Below are 20,458 nucleotides of genomic sequence, written 5' to 3' on the forward strand. Positions count from 1 at the left end.
CGCTTCAAGCGACCGTGACAGCCACGCGGCCGAAGCTCACCGCCGCGTCGCGGGCGGCTTCGCGCGCGGCGGCCATGGCGGTGTCGGCGTCACCGGTCAACGTCGGGTGGTACCGGATCTCGGTGATGTCGTCGATCCCGGTCCAGCGCAGCCAGTCGCCGAGGTAGGTCGACTGAAAGTCCGTGCCGAATCGCGGGCCGAGCTGAGGGCCCCACACGGCGCTGGTGTAGATGACCGCGGCCCGCTTGCCGCGGCCGGCGAGCAGGTGCTCGTAGCCCGTGTGCGGGTCGACGCCGAAGACCATCCCCGGTTGGGAGATGACGTCGATGAACTGCTTGAGGATGTAGGGGATGCCGCCGTTCCACATCGGGACGCTGAACAGGACCCGGTCCGCGCGCTCGAAACGCTCGAACGTCTCCTGGGCGCGACGCCATGCGGCGGCGGCCTCACCGGCCGGGTCCGCGCCGCCGAAGACGGCCATCTTGGCGCTGACCGCCGCGGGGCCGAAGTCGGGCAGCGTTCCGTCCCACAGGTCCCAGTGGTCGATCTCGTGATCGGGGTGCTCCTGCGCGTAGGCCTTGCCGAACTCGTCAGCGATCGCCAGGGACGCGGAGGCGGCGCCGCGGGGGCTCGCGGAGATGTGCAGCAGGCGGCTCACGCGCCCACCTGCGCCTCGGTCACCAGCGGGAAGCCGGCTTCCTGCCAGTCCTGCTTGCCCTCGGCGTACTTGCGCACGTTCGTGTAGCCGAGCTTGGTCAGCTGGTTGGCGGCGATGTCGGAGTTGCGGCACGCCGTGTTGGAGCAGTAGGTGACGATCGCGGCATCCTTGTCGGGCAGCAACTCGGGCGCCCGCTCGGCGATCTCCTCGAAATGGATGTGGATCGCGCCGGGCAGGTGGCCCTGAGCGAAATGCTCCTGACGGAGCGTCTCGACGACGGTGACCGAGTTCGCCTCGATCGCCAGCTGCAGTTCATCGCGGGTGATGGTCTTGGCCATGCGCTCAAGAGTGCGCGACCAGCGGCACGGCGTCCAAGACCGGATTCCTCGTGTCAGATAGCCTGCGCCTATAAGCCCTGAGCTGCGCCTCATCCGCTACTTCGTGGCCGTCGCCGAAACCGGCAATGTCACGCGTGCGGCCGAGCAGCTGCACATCTCCCAACCGTCGCTCAGCGCGGCGATCAAGCAGCTCGAGGCGCAGTTGGGGGTCGAGCTGCTCGCTCGCCGCGGACGGCGCGTGACCATCACGCCGCCAGGCGAGTTGCTGCTGCGGCGCGGCCGCGAGCTGCTCGACCACGCCGAGGCCGTCGCCGAGGAAGTCCGCGCGCACGCTGGAGCTTCCCCGTCGCGGCTGCGTGTCGGCATCTCGCCCACCGCGCGCTACGGCGTCGGGCCCCGGCTGCTCGCGGCATGCGCCGCCCACGCCCCCGCCGTCATGCTCTACATGAGCGAGGACACCACCGGCGCGCTGCTCCGGGACGTCGCCGCCAGCAGGCTGGACCTCGCGGTCACGTTCTGCGCGCCGCAGCCCGCTCCACCCGGAGTCACGCTGATCCCGTTGCTCGCGGAGCCCGCCGTCGTCCACCTCTCCGACGCCCATCCGCTCGCGTCCCGCGACCAGCTCACGCTGTCGGACCTGGCCGACGAGACGATCCTCGTCGCCTCCGGCCACGACTCCGGTGGCTTCACCGACCAGGTGCTCGCCGCGTTCGCGGCGGCCGGCATCACGCCCCGCACCCGACCGGATCCCTATCCGGACCTCGGACTGCAGGCGGTGCGGGAGCAGCAGGGCGTCGTGATCTACGTGCGGGGCGCGTACCCCGACCCGCTCCCGGGCTCCGCGTTCGTCCCGCTGATCCCGCACGTCCTGCTGCCCTTCCACCTCGCGACCAGCAAGGGCGCCGGCAGCGCCGCCGTCCGCGCCGTCACCGCTGCCGCCCGCGATCTCACACGTACTGCGCCGCCGCGTGACCAGACGCCCAAGCCCACTGGAAGTTGAAGCCGCCCAGGTGGCCGCTGACGTCCAGCACCTCGCCGATGAAGTACAGGCCTGGGCTCTTCAGTGATTCCATGGTCTTGGACGACACCTCGCGGGTGTCGACGCCGCCGAGGGTGACCTCAGCGGTCCGGTAGCCCTCGGTGCCGGCCGGCACGAGCTGCCAGGCGCCGAGCTGGTCGGCGATCTCGCGCAACCCCGCCGGGGTGTACCGCTTCATCGGCTTGGAAGCGAACCAGTGGTCGGCCACGAGCGCCGCCATCTTCTTGGTGAAGACGTCGCCGAGAACGGTCTTGAGCTCACTGTTCGGGCGCGCGGCCTGCTGGCCTCGCAGCCACTCCAGGGCGTCCTGGTCGGGCAGCAGGTTGATCTCCACGACATCGCCCGGGTGCCAGAACGAGGAGATCTGCAGGATCGCCGGGCCGCTGAGGCCGCGGTGGGTGAACAGCAGGTTCTCGCGGAAGCTCTCGCCGTTGCAGGCGGCCACGCAGTCCACCGACGTGCCCGACAGCTCGGTGCACAGCTCCTTGAGCCGCCCGGACATCGTGAACGGCACCAGGCCGGCGCGGGTGGGCAGGACGTTGTGGCCGAACTGGCGAGCGATCTCGTAGCCGAAGCCGGTGGCGCCCAGCGTCGGGATCGACAGACCGCCGGTGGCGACCACCAACGTCGCCGATGCGACGGGCCCGATGTCGGTGCTCAGCGCATAGCCCGCATCGGTCTTCTCGATCTGGTGCACCGCTTTGCCGATGTGCAACTCGACGCCCGCCAGACGGCACTCCTCCAAGAGCAGGTTGAGGATGTCCTTGGACTTGTTGTCGCAGAACAGCTGGCCCAGCTTCTTCTCGTGGTACGGCACACCGTGCTTGCTGACCAGGGCGATGAAGTCCCACGGCGTGTAGCGGGCCAAAGCCGACTTGCAGAAGTGCGGGTTCGTCGACGCGAAGTTCGCCGGCTCCGCGTAGATGTTGGTGAAGTTGCAGCGCCCTCCACCCGACATGAGGATCTTCTTGCCCGCCTTGTTGGAGCGCTCGATGAGCAGCACGCGACGCCCGCGCTCGGAGGCGGTCAGGGCGCACATCAGCCCGGCGGCACCAGCGCCGATGATCACAACGTCGGTAGAGCGCAACTCGATACACATCAAAGCGTGGATCTCGAACTGAACGGCCGCCGGGCGATCGTCACGGGCGGCAGCAGGGGAATCGGACTGGCGACCGCGCGTGCTCTGGTCGCGGAGGGTGCGCGCGTCGCGCTGGTCGCGCGCGGCGAGGAAGCGCTGAACGCCGCGGCGCAGGAGATCGGCGCGCTCGCCGTGCCGACGGACACCGGCAGCGACGAGAGCGTCGCGGCGATGGTCGCGGCCGTGAGCGAGGCCTTCGGCGGCATCGACATCCTCGTCAACGCCGCCGCCACGCCCAATCAGGGCGGCTTCAGCGAGGACGACCTCGAGGCGCACCTGGCGATCAAGGTGCGCGGCTACCTTCGCACCGCGCGGGCGGTGGTGCCGCACATGAACGGCTGGGGCCGGATCATCAACGTCTCCGGCCTCGCCGCGCGCCACGCCGGCTCGGTCGTCGGCTCGGTCCGCAACGTCGCCGTGAGCGCGCTGACGAAGAACCTCGCCGACGAGCTCGGGCCGCAGGGCATCAACGTCACGGTCGTCCACCCCGGGCCGACGATCACCGAGCGCACGCCGCCCGCGGCGCTGGCCGAGACCGTGTCGATCGGGCGATTCGTCACCGCGGAGGAGGTCGCGGACGTGATCGCGTTCCTCGCCTCCCCGCGCTCGGTCGCCATCAACGGCGACGCGATCGCCGTCGGCGGCGGCGCCAAGGGCGCCATCCACTACTAGGAGCCCGTTGGCGAACTCCAAGGCGCGCGGCCTCGGCGCCGGGACTCCCCAGTGACGGCGCCGAGGCCTGTGGCCACTCCCCTCAAGACGCTGCGAACGGCGGGGGTTATTCCTTCGGCGCGTGGGCGACGAAGACCGCGATGTCCGCGTGGTGCAGGACGTGGGAGGACACGCTGCCCATCAGCGCGCCCACGCGGCCGACGCCGCGGGCGCCGAGGATGATCGCGTCGTAGTCGCCCTCCTTGGCGGCCTTGACGATCTCCGGTCCGGGCTTGCCGCGGCGGTAGAGCGTGTGGACGGCGATGTCGGACGGGATCCGCGCGGTGACGGCGCGCAGGCGCTTGCAGAGGTCCTCGTCGACCGAGCCCTGGTCGAGCGTGCCCGCGACGGGGACCGACCATGCGGCCGGGCCGGTGGACAGGTCGGGCCCGACGCTGATCAGGGTGATCGTGGCGTTGTCTCTGCGGGCGGCGGTGATCGCGGCCGTCAGGGCCAGCTCGGCGTTGGCCGAGCCGTCGATGGCGACGAGGAGCCGGTGCAACGTGAGCTCGCCGAGAACCGCGGCGGGCTCAGGTGTGGTCGCGACGCTCATGAGGTCGCTCCTTGCTGGTCATGGGTGGACGCCCGCTCGCGGGCGATGTCGATTCCGCTCTTGCCGCCGAGCGGCACCTCGCGCAACAGCGCGACCGCGGCGAGGGCGACGAGCCCGAGCGGAGCCGCGGTGAGGAAGATCTCGCCCACGCCCGTCCCGTAGGCGTGCTCGACGATGTGGGCGACGGGGGCCGGGAGCGTCGACACGTCCGGCACTTGGTCGGCGCTGCCGGTGGCCTCGATCCCGGCGTCGGCCAGGCCCGAGCGGATGTCGGCGCTCGCGTGGTGGGCGAGCAGGGCGCCGAGGACGCTGACGCCGATCGCTCCGCCCAAGGACCTGAAGAACGCGACGAGCGACGAGCCCGCGCCGATGTCCTCGAAACGCACCGTGTTCTGCACGACCAGCACCAGGTTCTGCATCAACATGCCGACGCCGGCGCCCATCACGAACATGAACGCCCCGAGCTCGACGAGGCTCGTGGTCTCGTCCAGCGTCCCCATCAGGCCCAGGCCCGCGGTCAGCAGCGTCGCGCCGATCAGCAGGTAGCGCTTGTAGCGTCCCGTCTTGGACACCAGCCGGCCGATGAAGGTCGAGGCGAGGAAGAGCCCGGTGACCATCGGGATCGTCAGCAGGCCCGACTCGGTCGGCGACTTCCCGCGCGCGACCTGCATGTATTGGCTGAGGAAGACCGTCGTGCCGAACATCGCGATGCCGACGGCGACGCTCGCGACCACCGCGAGGACAACGCTGCGGTTGGAGAACAGCCGCAGCGGGATCAGCGGTTCGCTGGAGCGCCGCATCACCAGCACCGCCGCGAGGCAGAGCAGGACGCCCGCGCCCACCAGGACCGCGCTCTGCCACGAGACCCAGTCGTACTGCTGACCGGCGAGCGAGACCCAGATGAGCAGGCTCGAGACGCCCGCGGCGATCAGCGTCGCGCCCGCGTAGTCGATCCTCGCCTGCCGGCGGCGGCGCGGGAGGTGGAGGGTCTTCTGCAGGACCGCGAACGCCGCGACCGCGAACGGCACGCCGATGTAGAAGCACCAGCGCCAGCCGAGGGAGTCGGTGACGACGCCGCCGATCAGCGGGCCGGCGACGGTGCCCACCCCGAACACCGCGCCGAGATAGCCCGCGTAGCGGCCGCGCTCGCGCGGCGAGACGAGGTCGGACAGGATCACCTGCACGAGCGCGGTGAGCCCGCCGACGCCGATCCCCTGCACGACGCGACACGCGATCAGGAAGCTCGTGGACTGCGAGAGGCCGGCGAGCACCGATCCTCCTACGTAGAGCACGAGCCCGGTCTGGACCAGCAGCTTGCGGTCGAAGAGGTCGGAGAGCTTGCCCCAGATCGGGGTCGTGACCGTCAGCGCCAGCAGCGTCGAGGTGACCACCCACGTGTAGGCGGACTGGCTTCCCCCCAGGTCGCCGATGATCCGCGGCAGCGCGGTCGAGACGACCGTCGACGACAGGATCGCCACGAACATCGCCAGCAGCAGGCCGGACATGGCCTCGAGCACCTCGCGGTGCGACATGGCGGGGCGCCCACCCTCAGCGCCCTCACCGGGTGGGCCGGCGGCGCGCCCACCCGCGGCACCCCCACCGCGGGCGACGGCGCCCCGCGCGGTCTCACCGCGCCGTCCGTCGGGCTCCTCGGGTGCGAATGGTTCGGCGGTGGCGGTCATGCGGCGTGCTCCTGGCGGGTCGGAAGCGATGCCACGGAGGCGAAGTCCTCGCGAAGCCGCTCGAGCTGGGACGCCAGCCCGGCGATCTCGTCGTCCGACCAGCCGTTCAGCGCGCTGGTCGCGGTGGCGACCATGCGGCGATGCGAATCAGTCAGCACGCGCGTGCCCGACTCCGTGACCCGCAGGCGCGTGGCGCGGCGATCGTCCGGGTCGGGCTCGCGGTCGACGTAGCCGGCGAGCACGAGCGCGGCCACCTGCCGGCTCGCGACCGACAGGTCGACGCTCAGCTGGTCGGCCACCTCACTCACCCGCACCGGCCCTTGGCGATGGACCACGGCGAGGGCGGTGAACCCCTGCGAGCCGAGCTCCGCGAGCGCATGGCGGGCGATCGAACGCTGCACCAACCCCAGCCGGTACAGCGCGATCACGAGGTCTTCAGAAGGCGTTGGCATCACATACTTGCTTTCTGCAAGCAATTGTAGCGCGGTGAGTCTACCTTTCCACCCGGTGTTCCTGCTCTTCAAGCTGATCAAGCCGCTGGTGCTGCTGCTCGTGATCGGCGGCGTGTGGGTGCTTGCGCCCGCGATCGGCGACGTCAACGGGGAGACGCTCCAGCGCAGCGTCGCCGGCGGACTCGACGCCAAACGCGACGTCAACCCCTGCCACCGCCGCGGCACCGTGACGTGGCGGTGCACCGTGACCGCCGGGCCGAACGACGACCCGGCGGAGTACTCGGTGCGCGTCCGCGACGGGCGCTGCTGGACCGCCCGCCGGACGTCGCGATCCGGCAGCGGCCGCGGGCTCTCCGGAAGCGTGACGCCCGCGGCTCGAGCCAGCGGCTGCGCCCACCTGCGCGATCAGGCGCTCGCCGGGATCGGGTAGGCGACCGGGCTGCGGTTGCCGTCGCGGTCGATCGCCCGCACACCCACCTGGTAGTCGTCCTTGTTGAGGTTCGGGATCGTCGCCTCGGTCACGGTCCCGAAGCGGCGCGAGTTCGTCCACAGCGGCTCGGTCGAGTCGCGCCAGACGACCTCGTAGCCGACCACGTCAGGCTCGGGGTTCGCGTTCCAGCGCAGCGTGGTGTCGTAGCCGAGGCCTGAGGTGAGCATCCGCGCGTTCACCGGCGCCCGCGGCGCCCGCGCCAAAGCGGCCAGCGACGACCCGACCACCCGCGTCACCCGCGCGAGGTAGCGGAAGTCGACGAACTGCTCGAGGTCGCCGAACTGCTTGCCGTCCTCCACCCGCACGTCCTGGTGCTGGTGGTCGAAGTTCTCGAACGGCTCCGTGAATCGCACCCCGGGCCAGGCCCGCTGCAGGAACGACACCTGGTCGCCACTGCGCAGGAAGCGGTCGCGGCGCCAGACGAGCTTCACCCGCATCCCGGTCGCGTCGTTCTCGCCCGTCTCCTTGACGAAGCGGGCGAGCTGGCGCGAGACGCCGTCGTTCTCGCCGCCGATCGCCTGCCGCCGTGCGGTCTCGGCGGGCGTCTCCGCGGTCGGCACGCCCTCGGAGAAGAGCCGGATCGTCCGGTCGTCGCGCAGCCCGCTGCCGCCGACCGGGCTGCCGATGATGTCCATGTTCAGGACACCCTGGATGTTCATCCCCGCCTGCTTGGCGACCTCCGCGAAGTGATTGGAGCCGTACAGCCCCTGCTCCTCACCCGCGTACGTGACGAAGACGATCGTCGCCTCCGTGGGCCGCGGCGCGAGCACCCGCGCGAGCTCGAGAACGGCGGACGTGCCGGAGCCGTCGTCGTTGGCGCCCGGCGCGTCGTCGGTCCCGTTCAGCACATCGGTCACGCGCGAGTCGTAGTGCGCGCCGACCACGTAGACGCGGTCAGCCGAGGCCGGGTCGGTTCCCTTCAACGTGGCGACGACATTGGTGATCGTCGTCGGGACCGGGATCCGTGACGCGACCGGCTGCACATAGCTCTGCAGCTCGACCGTCATCCGCCCGCCCGCGGTCTGCGCGATCTGGTCGAACTGGCCCTTGATGTAGTCGCGTGCGGCACCGATCCCGCGCGCCGGGTCGTCCTGCACCGACAGCGTGTGCCGCGTCCCGAATCCAACCAGCGCGTGGTCGTAGCGCTGCAGGCTGCGCGCATCGACCTGGTCGAGCGCCTGCCGCACATCGCGCGGCGGCCCCCACCACCCATCGTCATGGCGGTCTCCCACCGCCGGCCCGACAGCGACCCAACCCGCGACACCCACGGCAACCGCGGCCGTCAGACCCTTCCAGCGTCCAGACATGGTTCCTCCCAACCGACTCGGACGCCGGTGGGCCTACCCGCTCAGGTCCGCAGATGCACCCGCTGTCCTTGCGGGCCGAAGATCGCGAGCGCCTGGACCGGACCGTCGACGGCGCCCATCCAGTGCGGGGTCCAGGTGGAGAACTCGGCCGCCTCGCCCGGCTCGAGGATCAGATCGTCGTCGCCGAGCACGAGCCGCAGGCGCCCACTGAGGACGTAGATCCACTCGTGGCCTTCGTGGGTGCGGGCGTGCGGGACGGTGCGCTCGGGCGGGAAGGACATGTGGGCGACGACGAGGCCGCCGGGGGCGCTGCGCGAGAGGGGCCGGAACACGATGCCCTCGACGGTGCGGGGCTTCTCACGCACCCGCGGGTCGTGGGTGGCCGGCGCGAGCAGCTCGCCGACCTCGACGCCGAGCGCGTTCGCCAGCGGCGTCAGGTGGTCGAGCGCGAGGCGGCGTGCGCCGGACTCGAGCCGGCTCAGGGTCGAAGGCGCCATCCCCGCACGCTCGGCGACTTCCTCCTGGCTGAGGCCGCGCTCGACGCGCAAGGCCTTCAGGCGGGCGCGGACCAGTTCGTCGGTGCTTGCCATTTCGGCATGCCATCTTGCCATATCGGTGCGGACACGCCACCCTCACCCCCATGGACTTCGACTGCATCGTCGTCGGCGCCGGGCCCGCGGGCCTGAGCGCCGCGTTGACCCTCGGCCGCGCCCGTCGAACCGTGCTGGTGCTCGACAGCGGCGAGCCGCGCAACCACGCCGCCCGCGCCATGCACGGCGTGCTCGGCCACGACGGCCTCTCCCCCGCCGAGCTGCGCCGCCGCGGGATCGAGGAGGTCGCGCGCTACGGCGCCGAGGTGCGGCCCGCCGCCGTGAGCGCGGCGCGGGCGATCGAGGGCGGCTTCGAGCTCGACGGCATCACCGCGAGCACGATCGTGCTCGCGACCGGGCTGCTCGACGCCACGCCCGACGTCCCCGGCTTCGAAGCGATCTATGGCATCAGCGCCCACACCTGCCCGTACTGCGACGGGTGGGAGCACCGCGACGAGCGGATCGCCGTCTACGCCGGCGCCGAGGCGGCCGCGCACATGGGACCGCTCCTGCGCCAGTGGTCCGCCGACACGATCGTCCTCGACCCGGCCCAGGTCACCCGCTTCGTGCACCGCGACGGCCACCTGACCCACGTCGAACTGGCCGACGGGACGTCGCTCGAACGCGACGCGCTGTTCTTCAACGTCGCCATGCACCCGCGCGTGGATCTGGCGGTGCAACTGGGCTGCGAGCTGACCGAGGCGGGCTTCATCGCGTCGGCGGCGCAGGACCGCAAGACCACCGTCGACGGCGTCTACGCGGTCGGCAACTGCGCGGACCCGATGCTCAACGTGCCGATGTCGATCGCCGACGGCGCCCGCGCCGCGGTCTTCATCAACGTCCACCTGCTCGTCGCCGACGGCATCCTCCACGTGTGATTCGGCACACTTTCGGCGCACTTTTGTAACGAACACGTCTTGTTCCGTCGCAGGCGGGCGGGCGATGCTGCGGTTCATGTTCGAGCTGCATCAGCGAGTGATGGATTTGGTGCTTGAGGCCGAGAAATCCATCACTCACCCCGACGTCCTGGTGGCGAAGCGGGCCGCGCGTGAGCACGGCGTGCTGACGCGGGCGGAGCTGCACGAGTGCGGGCTCGACGATGACGCGATCGGCGTGCGCGTTCGCAACGGGCGGCTGCATCGCCGGTTCACGGGCGTGTACGTGGTCGGCTACGAGGTGTTGTCGCTGGACGCGTGTTTTCTCGCTGCGGTGAAGGCATGCGGTCCCGACGCGGTGCTCAGTCACTTCTCAGCCGCCGTATTGCATCGCTTGCTCGAGTGGGATGCCCGCGCGCCGGAGGTGACGACCCGGACGGCGCGCAAGCATCCAGGGCTGCGGACCCATCGCGCGAAGACGATCGAACGCTGCCACGTCAGGGGCATCCCGGTGACGCCCGTGCTGCGCACGCTCATCGACCTCGCCGGCTCGCGGCTACCTGACGGCCGGTTGCGCCGCGCGGTCAACGAGGCGCTCAATCAGCGCGCGATCCGGCTCGCCGATCTCGTCTCGAGCCGCCATCGCGGCGCGCGACGCCTGCGCAAGATCGTCGCGTCGGCCGCGCCGACGATGAACGAGTTCGAGGACGCGCTGCTGGCGCTGCTCGTGGACGGTGGTCTCCCGATGCCGCTGGTCGGCCAGTGGTACCTCGGCTTCAAGCCCGACTTCCGTTGGCCGGAGCGGCGGGTGATCGTCGAGGCCGACGGCAGGCGGACGCACGATCAGGCGCTCGCGCGAGCGGACGACGCGGCGCGTCAGGCGGTGTTCGAAGCGCACGGGGAGACGGTCGTGCGCGTGTCCTGGCGACAGGTGACCCTTGAGCCGCGGGCGAGCCTGCGCCGGATCGAGCGCGCGCTTCAGGCATGAGCGATCTCCTCGGCCACCTCACGCAGGCGCGCGACGACCGGCAGGTCGCGCCCGCGCGGCCAGGCGAGCGCGATGCCGACGGTCGGCTCCGGCGCCGTGAAGCGCCGGTAGACCGCGCCGGGCACGCGCAGCGTCCGCGAGCGCTCGAGCATGATGAAGCTCACGCCCGCGCCCTCGGCCACGGCGTGCACGAGCCGCTCCTCCTCGGGTTCCGTGCGCGTGACCGCCGGCCACAGACCGTCGCCGTAGACCGCGCCGAGCATCTCCTCCCACGGCCCCGGTCCGTGGTCGCGCGGCCACCACACGAGCGGCTCCCCGTGCAGGTCGGCGGGGTCGATCGCGCGGCGGCGGGCGAGCGGATGGGCCTTGGGGAGCACGCACACGAGCGGCTCGCGGGCCAGTTCGTGCTCCTCGATGCCCGGGTCCAGCAGCGGCGGGCGCACGAAGGCGACGTCGATCAGGCCGTGCCGCAGCTGCTCCGCGTGCAGGCTCGTGTAGCCGACCGAAAGATCGAGGGCGACGTCCGGGTAGCGGGCGCGGAAGGCCTCGACGATCTCGCCGGCGAGGCCGCCGGTGAGCGAGCGGGTGAGCGAGAGCCGCAGCCGCCCGCGGGAGCCCGATCCGGCCGCGCGGGCACGCTCGGCGGCCTGGGCGGCGCGGGCGAGGACGTCGCGCGCGTCGTCGAGCAGCGCGATCCCGGCGGGTGTGAGCGCGACGCCGCGGCGGTTGCGGTCGAAGAGCCGCACGCCCAGCTCCTCCTCGAGCGCACGCACCTGTTGGGAGACGCTCGGCTGCGACAGGTGCAGCTGCTCGGCGGCGCGGCGGAAGTGCAGCTCCTCCGCGACGGCGACGAACGCTCGGAGTTGCCGCAGCTCCACGAGGCCGATGATAGGCGCTGCCTTTCACAGACGCGCGAATTCGTCTTGATCCGCACAAGCGATCTGGCGTACCGTCGCGCCGCAGTGGAGGAGAGACCACTCAGCTGCTCGTTCCGCCCGTTCGAGCTCGCCGACCCGTTCGCGTTCTACGCCCGTGCCCGCGCCGAGGAGCCGGTGTTCTTCAGCGAGGCGCTCGGCTACTACGTCGTCACGCGCTACGCGGACATCCACGCGATCTTCAAAGCGCCGACGGTCTTCAGCTCGGAGAACACGCAGGCGCCCTACAAGCCACGACCGGCGGAGGTCGAGCGGGTGCTGGACGAGGGCGACTTCCGCGCTTACAGCGGGCTCTCGGGCCGCCAGCCGCCCGAGCACACCCGCCTGCGCGGGTTCATCGCCAAGGCGTTCACGCCACGGCGGGTCGCGGCGCTGGAGCCGCAGATCCGCGAGCTGACGACGACCATGATCGACCGCTTCGCGTCGCGTGGGCACGCCGATCTCGTCGAGGCGCTCACCCACGAGCTCCCCGCGCTCGTGATCTTCCGGTTGCTCGGCATCCCCGATGCGGACGTCCCACGCGTCAAGGAGTGGGCGGCGAGCCGGGTGTTCCTCAACTTCGGCGATCTGCCCGTGTCCGAGCAGGTCGCGCACGCCGAGAACCTCGTCCGCTACTGGCGCTACTGCATCGAGCTGATCGAGGCGCGCAAGCGCGAGCCGCGCGACGACCTGCCGTCGGCGCTGGTCGCGCTCGACGACGCGTCGATCAGCCTCGACGAGATGGCCGGGCTGGTCTATGGGCAGCTCACCGCGGGGCATGAGACGACCTCGGCGCTGCTCGCGAGTGGCATCAAGGAGCTGCTGGGACAACGTGAGCGGTGGGTGGAGCTCACGCGCGACGAGTCGCTGATCCCGACCGCGGTCGAGGAACTGCTGCGGCTCGTGGCGCCGGTGTTCGCGTGGAAGCGCCGCGTCAAGCAGGACACGCGGATCGGGGAGGTCACGCTGCCCGCGGGCGCGAACGTGCTGCTCCTGCTGGGCTCTGCCAACCACGACGACACCGTGTTCGCCGACCCCGAGGCGATCGACCTGCGGCGCGAGAACGCGCGCGGTCACCTCGCGTTCGGCCACGGCATCCACTTCTGCCTGGGCGCGTCACTGGCGCGGTTGGAGGCGCGCGTGGTCCTGGAGGAGCTGACCGCGCGCCTGCCCGGGCTGGAGCTCGTGCCCGGCCAGACGTTCGACTACCCGGCGAACACGACCTTCCGCGCGCCCGCCGCCGTGCACGTGCGCTGGCCGGTCCCGGTGCTGCCGTTGGAGGACTGCGCCGATGTCACGGTCGTGGGCGGGAAGGCGCTGAGCCTGGGCACGATGCTCCGCGCCGGGTTCCCGGTCCCGGGTGGGTTCGCGGTGACCACGCATGCGTTCGCGTCGGGCGGTGTGCCCGAGGCGGAGATCCGCGCGGCGTACGCGGCACTCGGCGACGACGTCCCGGTCGCCGTGCGCTCGAGCGCGACCTCCGAGGACGCCGTCGACGCCTCCTGCGCCGGCCAGTACGACACCTACCTGTGGGTCACGGGCGCCGACGAGGTGATCCGCCACGTCGAGCGCTGCTGGGGATCGATGAACACCGGCCGCGCGCTCGCCTACCGGCACGATCGGGGCATCGACGAGCCGCTGATGGCCGTCGCCGTGCAGCGGATGGTGCCGGCGCGGGCGGCCGGGGTCGCGATGACCCTCAACCCCTCCAACGGCGACCGGTCGAAGATCGCCGTCGAGGCCGCGCCGGGCGTCGGCGAGGCGGTCGTCGGCGGCGAGGTCACCCCCGACCACTACCTGGTCGACAAGGTGATGCTCGACGTCGTCTCCACCCGCCCCGTCACGGACTGTCTGAGCGCGGTCGAAGTGCGGCAGGTCGCGCGGTTGGCCAAGCTCGTCGAGCAGCACTACGGGCGCCCGCAGGACATCGAGTGGGCGATCGACGCCTCCGGCGCGGTCTTCCTGCTCCAAGCGCGCCCTGAGACCGTCTGGGCGAACAAGCCGCTGCGCACCACGTCATACGCGACCGGGATCGGAAGCCTGGTCAGCACCCTCATCAACCCGCTGGCCCAGAGGAGGACCTCCGGTGTCGACGCCGACCATTAAGCGCTTCGCCAGCCCGTACGACGACGCGCCGCCGCCCGAGGCCGCGGGGTGGGAGGAGCTCTACCCGTACTACCTGCACTTCCGGGAGGACCGGCGCGAGGCCGAGGAGGCGCGCTTCTGGTTCGCGGACACGCAGCACTGGCCGACGGTGTTCAAGCCGTTCGACACGATCACGGTCGAGTTCGCGATCCGCTGCCTCGGCCAGTACAACACGCGCCACTACGTGATCCCGCCGGCGAACGGGATCGACTACCGCGTCCACAACGGCTACGTCTACATGTCGCCGGTCGGCGTGCCGGAGGAGGAGATCCCGGCGCGCGTGCCGGAGTTCCTCGAACGCGCGGGCTACTACTTCGCCAACTGGCCGTCGCTGCTGGAGAACTGGCACTCCAAGATCCGCGGGGTGATCGGCGAGCTCGAGGCGATCCGCTTCGAGCCGCTCCCCGAGCGGGTGCCGCTGGGTGACATCACGAGCGGCAAGGGCCTGGACCCGCACGCCGCGATGACCCATGACTACAACCGGCTGATCGAGCTGGCGTACACGGCGTTCCAGTACCACTTCGAGTTCCTCAATCTCGGCTACGTCGCCTACCTGGACTTCTTCGGCTTCTGCCAGGAGGCGTTCCCCGGGATCAGCGACCTCGGGATCGCGAAGATGGTCCAGGGCATCGAGGTCGACCTCTTCCGGCCCGACGACGAGCTCAAGCGGCTCGCGCTGCTGGCGGTCTCGCGCGACGTGGACGTCTCGCGCGGGCTCTCCGGCATCACCGACGAGGTCTGGCTGGACGCGTGGGAGGCGGCCAAGGACCCGTGGTTCAACTTCTCGTCGGGCAGCGGCATGTACAGCACCGACAAGGTCTGGCTGGACCACCTCGAGATCCCGTTCGGCTTCATGGCGGGGTACGTCGGGGAGCTGCGGGCGGGCAAGGACATCGCGCGGCCGACGGCGGCGATCAGCGCCGAGCGCGACCGGGTCACGAGCGAGTACCGCGCGCTGCTGCCCGCGGACGCGCAGGAGGCGTTCGACGCCAAGCTCGGGCTGTCGCGGCTCGTGTTCCCGTACGTCGAGAACCACAACTTCTACATCGAGCACTGGTCGCTCTCGCTGTTCTGGCGGCGCGTGCGGGAGCTCGGGCAGGTGCTGGCCGACGCCGGCTTCTGGGCGGACGCCGACGACATCTTCCTGCTGCGCCGCGACGAGGTCCCGCAGGCGCTCTTCGACTACGGCAACGGCTGGGCCGTCGGGGCCGAGTGCGCGGGGCCGTACCACTGGCCGGCGGAGCTCGAGCGGCGCAAGGGCATCCTCGCCGCCTTGGGCTCCAAGCCGCCGCTGCCGGCGATGAACGAGCCGCCCGCGGTGGTCACCGAGCCGTTCACGATCATGCTCTATGGCATCACGTCCGAGCGGGTGGGTCAGTGGCTCTCGGGCGGCGAGTCCGACGCCGGGCTGAGTGGCATGGCAGCGTCGCCGGGCGCGGTCGAGGGCGTCGCGCGGGTCGTCCTGGACGCCGACGCGCTGGCCTCGATCCAGCCGGGCGAGATCCTCGTCTCGCGCATCACGGCGCCGTCCTGGGGGCCGGTGTTCAGCCAGATCTCGGCGGTGGTCACCGACATCGGCGGGATGATGAGCCACGCCGCCATCGTCTGCCGCGAGTACGGCCTGCCGGCGGTCACCGGCACGGGCAGCGCGACGACGGCGATCCAGACGGGGCAGCGGATCCGCGTCGACGGCGACAGCGGGACGGTGACGCTGGTTTCGTGAGCGACTACGCGGAGGTCTGGGCCGCGGCCCGGCCGTACATGCGGGCGCGCAAGAACGACGTGCACGTCCCCTTGTCGTTCGGGTACGCCGAGCGGCTCCTCGGCGCGTGCCCCGAAGCCGACGCGGACGTCGTGCTGCTCGGCATCCTGCTGCATGACATCGGGTGGGCGGTCGTCGATCAGGAGGCGATCTACCGCGATGGGTTCGGGCCGGGGATGATGGAGTCCGACGTGCGGATCGCGCACGAGAAGGAGGGCGCGCGGCTGGCACGGGCGATCCTCGAGCCGCTCGGCTATGCGGCGTCCTTGGTCGACGAGGTGGCGGCGATCATCGACGGCCACGACACCCGCGCCCGCGCGCTCTCGCACAACGACGAGCTGGTCAAGGACGCGGATCGCCTGTGGCGCTTCAGCGTCACGGGGGTCAGCGTCGCGTGCGACTGGTTCGCGCTGACACCGCGCGAGTACGCCGAGCGCCTGGTGGAGCAGTTCGCGCTGTTCTTCACGCCGGTGGCGGAGGAGATCGCGCGCGCCGAGCTCTCCGAGACCCGGCGGGCATTGCGGATCGAGGACCTGTGATCGACACGATCTACGCGCTCGCCGAGCCGTACTGGCATGTGCGGTCGGGCGAGATCCACGTGCCGGCGTCGTTCGCGTTGGCGCAGCGGCTGCTCGACGCGCTGCCGGAGGCCGACCCGCTGATCGTCCTGCCCGCGATCCTCCTGCACGACGTCGGCTACGCGCGGGTTCCGGAGGAGACGCATCACGCGGGCCTGCAGGACGCGCCCGGCGGCTGGGACGCCGACATCACCCGCCGGCACGAGATCGAGGGCGCGCGGCTGGCGCGAGAGATCCTTGCTCGGGTGGGGATGGACGCGGAGCGTCGCGCCCGGATCGTCGAGATCGTCGACGGTCATGACTCGCGTCTGGAGGCGTTGTCGTTGGAGGACGCGATCGTCAAGGACGCCGACAAGCTCTGGCGCTACACGGAGAGCGGCGTCCGCGTGACGCACGTGTGGGTCGGCCGGACGCCGGAGGCGTTCATGGACTACGTCGAGGCCAAGATCGACGTCTGGCTGTTCACCGCGCCCGCGCGGGTGCTCGCGCGGGAGTCCCTCGACGCGGCCCGGGCATGCGCGTACTGATCACGGGCGCCGGCGGTGGCCTCGGCCGCGCGTTCGCATCGGCGTTCGCCGCCCGGGGCGACGAGGTGCTCGCCGCCGACCTGAGCGGGACGGAGCTGACGGTCGATGTCTCCGACGAGGCGAGCGTCCGGACGCTGGCCGCGACCGTCGGCCCGATCGACGTCCTCGTCAACAACGCGGCGATCTACGCGGGGCTCACGCGGGCGCCGTTCGACGAGTTGTCGGTGGACGAGTGGGACCGCGTGATGGCGGTCAACCTCAAAGGCCCGTGGCTGTGCGCGAAGCACTGCCGCGTGCGTGACGGCGGAGCGATCGTCAATGTGTCCTCGGCGACGGTCTTCAGCGGCTCGCCGCAGTGGGCGCACTACGTGGCGTCCAAGGCGGGGCTGATCGGGCTCACGCGGACGCTCGCGCGGGAGCTGGGGGCGCGCGGCGTGCGGGTGAACGCCCTCGCCCCGGGCTTCACGCTGACCGAGGCGAGCCGCGAGCTGATCTCCGACGCCGAGAGCTACGGCGTCGACCGCGGGGCGTTGAAACGCGGCGCGCAGCCGAGCGACATCGTCGGCGCCGCGCTCTTCCTCGCGTCCTCGCACAGCGCGTTCATCACCGGCCAGACGCTCGTGGTCGACGGCGGGCGGCAGTTCGTGTGATGGATTGCTCTGCCTCAGGCCGAGAGATCCATCACTCGCCGCCCGGGAGAGCGGCGAGGAGCTCAGTGCGGCGTAGCGAGCTCGTGGACGAGCGAGCCGAGCTGGTAGCCGATCATGCGCGCGCGGCCGATCTGGAAGCGGCTCCACGGACGCTGCGAGATGGCGTAGGCCTCGAGGTGGCCGACCACCTCGCCCGCGCGCGTGATCGGAAGCGTCAGGCAGGAGCCGAAGCCGAGCGCCTGCAGCCATTCGGCGTCGGGGTCGTCGGCCAGCAGCTGCGTGGCGCGGTGCACGTCCGCCCCGGTGATCCGGACCTCGTCGGCCTGCAGCTCGGTCGCCAACGGCGGCAGGCACGCGTCGAGCTCCTCCCGCGTGCGGACCGCGGCCAACCGGCGCGAGAGCAGCTCCAGCCGGCGGTCGTAGTCGGGGTCCGCGCCCGCCGAGGTGCCGGACAGGGTGGCCTGGAAGGAGTGCAGGCACGCCGCGGTCGCCTCCGGCGAGACGGGAACCCAGGGCGGGGACGGGCGCGCGATGCCGTAGCCCTGGCCGTAGGCGACGTCGAGGTCCGCGAGCCGCTCGAGCTCCGCCAAGGTCTCGACGCCCTCGGCACAGACCGCGGCGTCGATGTCACGCGCGTAGCGCACGAATGAGCTGATCAGCGGCGCCTTGGCCGGGTCCAGGTCGACGCCCGTGGTCAGCGCGCGGTCGAGCTTGATCACGTCCGGCTGCAGGCGCATCACGTGGGTGAGGCCCGCGTAGCCCGCGCCGGTGTCGTCGACCGCGAGCCGCGCGCCACGCCCGCGCAGACCCGCCAGCGCCTTGTGGATGGCGGGGTCGCCGGACACCAACTCGTTCTCGGTGATCTCGATCACGAGCGCGTCCAGCCGCTCCGGCAGGACGCGCATCACCTGCTCGGACAGCAGCGAGCTCGGCGAGAGGTTGAACGTCAGGTACGTGCCCGCCGGGCGGCTCGGAGCCCAGCCCAGGGCGGCCTGGATCGCCTTGGCCTCGAGCGCGTAGCCGAGCCCGTGGCGATGTGCCTGGGCGAACCACAGGTCCGGCGTGCGCAGCGGCTCGCGGTTGAAGCGCGAGAGCGACTCATAGCCCGCGACCCGGCCGGTGCGCAGGTCCATGATCGGCTGGAAGACCATCGTGATGCCGGCCGGGTCGGCGAGCACCGACTCGATCTCCGCGCGGGACTCGTCGTCGCGCGCGAACCATTGCCCGCCGACGGTGTGGGCGTCGTTCTCCAGGTCCGGCTCGTAGAGCCGCGCGCGACGCTTGCCGGCGCGCTTGGCGTCGTACATGGCGAGGTCGGCCTTGCGCAGGAACTCCTCGACGCCGCGGTCGTTGATCGTGCTGACGGCCATGCCGACGCTGGCGCTCACGACGACCACGCCGTTGGCCAGCTCGACGGGCTGGCGCAGCGCCTCGAGCACCCGCGCCGCGGTCGCCTTCAGCGCGGACGCGTCGCTGACGCTCTCGACCAGCACGCCGAACTCGTCACCGCCGAGGCGGGCCGCGGTGTCACCCGCGCGCAGGCACGAGGTGAGCCGCTCGGCGACCTCCTGCAGCAGCCGGTCGCCGTCCGCGTGTCCCCGGGTGTCGTTGACGCTCTTGAAGTCGTCGAGGTCGACGAACAGCACGCCGACGTGGGTGTCGGCGCGCGAGCCGCGGGTCAACGCGTGCTCGACGCGGTCGTAGAACAGCGCGCGGTTGGCGAGCCCGGTCAGCGCGTCGTGGAACGCCCGGTGGCGCAACTGCTCCTCGAAGGCCTTGCGGTCCTCGACGTCGCGCACGGTGAGGACGATGCCCTGGACGCGCTCGTCGTCGAGCAGGCTGGTCGCCGCCGCCGCGACGTGGCGGAAGGCGCCGTCGGCGTAGCGCATCCTCCACTCGGCCTCCTGCGGCGTGTCGGGCTTCTCGGCCACGGCGGCGACGAACGCGCGCACCTGGGCGGCGTCGTCGACATGCACGAAGTCCAGGAGCGGCGAGCCTTCCACCGTCGCGTCGCCGAAGATCGGGACGACGGTGCCCGTGAGCATCCGCATCGTCCCGTCGGGGGCGACGATCATGATGCAGTCCGACGAGTTGCGGACGATCGTCTGCAGCCGCTCGCGGCTGCCCTCCGCGGCGCGCTGGAGCTCGAGCGCGTTCTCGATCCGGCCGCGCCGCTCGTGGGCGAACAGCGCCAGCAGGCCGCCGAGCGGCAGGACCAGCAGCACCAGCAACGGCTCGACGAGGCCGGCGAGCGCGGCGAGCAAGCCCACGCAGGCCAGGCCGGCGTCGACGAGGTTCAACCACGCCACCCCGCCCAGCTCCGAGCGCAGGTCGACGCCGAGGCCGATCCCGAGCCGCACCCAGGTGATCGCCAGGTCGGAGACGACGCACGCCACCAGCGCGGCGAGGCAGAGCGCGGCGGTCGTCCAGACGTCGTCGGTCGGGCCGGCGAGGCCGACGACGAGCGCGGGCAGGACGGAGTAGGCGGCGTCGCCGATCGTCAGGACGAGCCGCTGCGGCGGGATCTGGCCGCGCGCCACCTTGATCAGCGACCTCGGCGCCTGACCCGCAAGCACCGCCCACGGGATCAGCCCGGGCGGCAGCAGCACGAGCATCGGGATGAACGCGAGCTGGACGGGGCTCGTCGTGCCCTCGCCCACCTCGAAGGAGATCCGCAGCAGCACGCCGTAGATCGCCACCAGCAGCAGGGTCGTCCCCCAGCCGGCGCGACCGTCGGGCCACAGCAGGGTCAGCGCAGTCGCGCTCAGCACGAACACGATCGCGACGGCCAACTCGGTCAGCAGCTCGCGACGCTCGGCCCGCCGGTGCGCACGGGCTCGGGCCCGCTCGATGTGATCGAGGGCCTCGGGGGAGAGCTCGTTGAGCGCGGGGCCCATACCCGTGCGGTCGGCAGGCGGACGCCCGTTTTGAGCGAATGTCAGCCCACTGACATCCAGGCGGGGGAGGCGAACACTTGTCCAGTTGTCTCGCCGACACCGGCACGGCGCCGATGAAGTCCATGAGCCGGCAACCGGCTCCCCGACAAGGAGGTCGCTTCACT

The 20,458-nt window shown here is 71.4% G+C and carries 20 protein-coding genes; 10 read left to right on the forward strand and 10 right to left on the reverse strand.

The annotated features are described in order from the left end of the window. Window positions 1-4 precede the first annotated feature (4 nt). Window positions 5-658, reverse strand: a complete 654-nt coding sequence (locus tag G569_RS0139520) for an FMN-dependent NADH-azoreductase (RefSeq protein ID WP_028067501.1) — start codon at window positions 656-658, stop codon at window positions 5-7. After that, window positions 655-996, reverse strand: a complete 342-nt coding sequence (locus G569_RS0139525) for a rhodanese-like domain-containing protein (RefSeq protein WP_028067502.1) — start codon at window positions 994-996, stop codon at window positions 655-657. Before G569_RS0139525 ends, G569_RS0139520 begins: the two co-directional genes overlap by 4 nt. 91 nt (window positions 997-1,087) lie before the next feature. Here G569_RS0139525 and G569_RS60010 point away from each other — a divergent pair, with 91 nt between their 5' ends. Continuing rightward, a complete protein-coding gene (locus G569_RS60010) occupies window positions 1,088-1,996 on the forward strand; it encodes a LysR family transcriptional regulator (RefSeq protein ID WP_306765393.1) in 909 nt (302 codons plus the stop codon). Here G569_RS60010 and G569_RS0139535 read toward each other — a convergent pair. Beyond that, window positions 1,944-3,122 (reverse strand): BaiN/RdsA family NAD(P)/FAD-dependent oxidoreductase, encoded by a 1,179-nt coding sequence (locus G569_RS0139535; RefSeq protein WP_028067503.1) that lies wholly within the window; start codon window positions 3,120-3,122, stop codon window positions 1,944-1,946. The two genes, G569_RS60010 and G569_RS0139535, sit on opposite strands and share 53 nt — an antisense overlap. A gap of 18 nt (window positions 3,123-3,140) precedes the next feature. Between G569_RS0139535 and G569_RS0139540 the strand changes: the two genes are divergently transcribed. Next, window positions 3,141-3,845, forward strand: coding sequence for an SDR family NAD(P)-dependent oxidoreductase (locus G569_RS0139540; protein ID WP_028067504.1), 705 nt, complete (start codon window positions 3,141-3,143; stop codon window positions 3,843-3,845). Window positions 3,846-3,951: 106 nt separating this feature from the next. Here the strand turns inward: G569_RS0139540 and G569_RS0139545 are convergent, their stop codons facing one another. The 3 genes from G569_RS0139545 to G569_RS55485 are packed head-to-tail and all read right to left on the reverse strand — an operon-like array spanning window position 3,952 to window position 6,571. Further along, a complete protein-coding gene (locus G569_RS0139545) occupies window positions 3,952-4,437 on the reverse strand; it encodes a universal stress protein (protein ID WP_028067505.1) in 486 nt (161 codons plus the stop codon). Then, complete coding sequence (locus G569_RS55480) at window positions 4,434-6,119, reverse strand: MDR family MFS transporter (protein WP_211233209.1); 1,686 nt, start codon at window positions 6,117-6,119, stop codon at window positions 4,434-4,436. Before G569_RS55480 ends, G569_RS0139545 begins: the two co-directional genes overlap by 4 nt. Then, a complete protein-coding gene (locus tag G569_RS55485; protein WP_064750565.1) occupies window positions 6,116-6,571 on the reverse strand; it encodes a MarR family winged helix-turn-helix transcriptional regulator in 456 nt (151 codons plus the stop codon). Before G569_RS55485 ends, G569_RS55480 begins: the two co-directional genes overlap by 4 nt. A 55-nt stretch (window positions 6,572-6,626) precedes the next feature. Between G569_RS55485 and G569_RS0139560 the strand changes: the two genes are divergently transcribed. Continuing rightward, the gene (locus tag G569_RS0139560) at window positions 6,627-7,001 is read left to right on the forward strand and encodes a hypothetical protein (RefSeq protein WP_028067506.1); all 375 of its coding nucleotides are present in this window, start codon (window positions 6,627-6,629) and stop codon (window positions 6,999-7,001) included. On the opposite strand, the gene G569_RS0139565 is transcribed toward G569_RS0139560, so the two are convergent. Both G569_RS0139565 and G569_RS0139570 read right to left on the reverse strand, forming a co-directional pair. After that, window positions 6,977-8,368, reverse strand: coding sequence for a M28 family metallopeptidase (locus G569_RS0139565; protein WP_028067507.1), 1,392 nt, complete (start codon window positions 8,366-8,368; stop codon window positions 6,977-6,979). The two genes, G569_RS0139560 and G569_RS0139565, sit on opposite strands and share 25 nt — an antisense overlap. Window positions 8,369-8,409: 41 nt before the next feature. Next, window positions 8,410-8,958, reverse strand: a complete 549-nt coding sequence (locus G569_RS0139570; RefSeq protein ID WP_028067508.1) for a helix-turn-helix domain-containing protein — start codon at window positions 8,956-8,958, stop codon at window positions 8,410-8,412. Window positions 8,959-9,008: 50 nt separating this feature from the next. On the opposite strand from G569_RS0139570, the gene G569_RS55490 reads away from it, so the two are divergent. Continuing rightward, complete coding sequence (locus G569_RS55490) at window positions 9,009-9,836, forward strand: NAD(P)/FAD-dependent oxidoreductase (RefSeq protein WP_037502485.1); 828 nt, start codon at window positions 9,009-9,011, stop codon at window positions 9,834-9,836. Window positions 9,837-9,936: 100 nt separating this feature from the next. Then, window positions 9,937-10,821: a DUF559 domain-containing protein gene (locus G569_RS0139580; RefSeq protein WP_211233210.1), complete on the forward strand. Its 885-nt coding sequence runs from the start codon at window positions 9,937-9,939 to the stop codon at window positions 10,819-10,821. Here the strand turns inward: G569_RS0139580 and G569_RS0139585 are convergent. Further along, window positions 10,812-11,699 (reverse strand): LysR family transcriptional regulator, encoded by an 888-nt coding sequence (locus G569_RS0139585; protein WP_028067510.1) that lies wholly within the window; start codon window positions 11,697-11,699, stop codon window positions 10,812-10,814. The genes G569_RS0139580 and G569_RS0139585 overlap by 10 nt on opposite strands. A gap of 84 nt (window positions 11,700-11,783) precedes the next feature. Between G569_RS0139585 and G569_RS65000 the strand changes: the two genes are divergently transcribed. The 5 genes from G569_RS65000 to G569_RS0139610 are packed head-to-tail and all read left to right on the forward strand — an operon-like array spanning window position 11,784 to window position 17,397. Beyond that, window positions 11,784-13,841 carry a cytochrome P450 gene (locus tag G569_RS65000; protein WP_064750566.1) on the forward strand — a complete coding sequence of 686 codons (2,058 nt, stop codon included), beginning with the start codon at window positions 11,784-11,786 and terminating at the stop codon, window positions 13,839-13,841. Continuing rightward, window positions 13,822-15,603, forward strand: coding sequence for a PEP-utilizing enzyme (locus G569_RS0139595; protein WP_028067511.1), 1,782 nt, complete (start codon window positions 13,822-13,824; stop codon window positions 15,601-15,603). Before G569_RS65000 ends, G569_RS0139595 begins: the two co-directional genes overlap by 20 nt. Further along, window positions 15,600-16,181 (forward strand): HD domain-containing protein, encoded by a 582-nt coding sequence (locus G569_RS0139600; RefSeq protein ID WP_028067512.1) that lies wholly within the window; start codon window positions 15,600-15,602, stop codon window positions 16,179-16,181. Before G569_RS0139595 ends, G569_RS0139600 begins: the two co-directional genes overlap by 4 nt. Next, window positions 16,178-16,747 carry an HD domain-containing protein gene (locus G569_RS0139605; RefSeq protein WP_028067513.1) on the forward strand — a complete coding sequence of 190 codons (570 nt, stop codon included), beginning with the start codon at window positions 16,178-16,180 and terminating at the stop codon, window positions 16,745-16,747. The genes G569_RS0139600 and G569_RS0139605 overlap by 4 nt, the downstream gene beginning before the upstream one ends. Continuing rightward, a complete protein-coding gene (locus tag G569_RS0139610) occupies window positions 16,735-17,397 on the forward strand; it encodes an SDR family NAD(P)-dependent oxidoreductase (protein WP_028067514.1) in 663 nt (220 codons plus the stop codon). Before G569_RS0139605 ends, G569_RS0139610 begins: the two co-directional genes overlap by 13 nt. A 62-nt stretch (window positions 17,398-17,459) precedes the next feature. Here the strand turns inward: G569_RS0139610 and G569_RS0139615 are convergent, their stop codons facing one another. Further along, complete coding sequence (locus G569_RS0139615) at window positions 17,460-20,294, reverse strand: putative bifunctional diguanylate cyclase/phosphodiesterase (protein ID WP_028067515.1); 2,835 nt, start codon at window positions 20,292-20,294, stop codon at window positions 17,460-17,462. Window positions 20,295-20,458 lie beyond the last annotated feature (164 nt).

Origin of the sequence: Solirubrobacter soli DSM 22325 (assembly GCF_000423665.1) — a bacterium.
GTDB lineage: Bacteria > Actinomycetota > Thermoleophilia > Solirubrobacterales > Solirubrobacteraceae > Solirubrobacter > Solirubrobacter soli.

Excerpts from the sequence above, each read along its gene's own strand:
- G569_RS0139525 (WP_028067502.1), bottom strand. The coding sequence starts at position 996 with ATGGCCAAGACCATCACCCGCGATGAACTGCAGCTGGCGATCGAGGCG.
- G569_RS55490 (WP_037502485.1), top strand. The coding sequence starts at position 9,009 with ATGGACTTCGACTGCATCGTCGTCGGCGCCGGGCCCGCGGGCCTGAGC.
- G569_RS0139615 (WP_028067515.1), bottom strand. The coding sequence starts at position 20,294 with ATGGGCCCCGCGCTCAACGAGCTCTCCCCCGAGGCCCTCGATCACATC.
- G569_RS0139580 (WP_211233210.1), top strand. The coding sequence starts at position 9,937 with ATGGATTTGGTGCTTGAGGCCGAGAAATCCATCACTCACCCCGACGTC.
- G569_RS0139570 (WP_028067508.1), bottom strand. The coding sequence starts at position 8,958 with ATGGCAAGCACCGACGAACTGGTCCGCGCCCGCCTGAAGGCCTTGCGC.
- G569_RS55485 (WP_064750565.1), bottom strand. The coding sequence starts at position 6,571 with ATGCCAACGCCTTCTGAAGACCTCGTGATCGCGCTGTACCGGCTGGGG.
- G569_RS0139610 (WP_028067514.1), top strand. The coding sequence starts at position 16,735 with ATGCGCGTACTGATCACGGGCGCCGGCGGTGGCCTCGGCCGCGCGTTC.
- G569_RS0139545 (WP_028067505.1), bottom strand. The coding sequence starts at position 4,437 with ATGAGCGTCGCGACCACACCTGAGCCCGCCGCGGTTCTCGGCGAGCTC.
- G569_RS0139565 (WP_028067507.1), bottom strand. The coding sequence starts at position 8,368 with ATGTCTGGACGCTGGAAGGGTCTGACGGCCGCGGTTGCCGTGGGTGTC.
- G569_RS55480 (WP_211233209.1), bottom strand. The coding sequence starts at position 6,119 with ATGACCGCCACCGCCGAACCATTCGCACCCGAGGAGCCCGACGGACGG.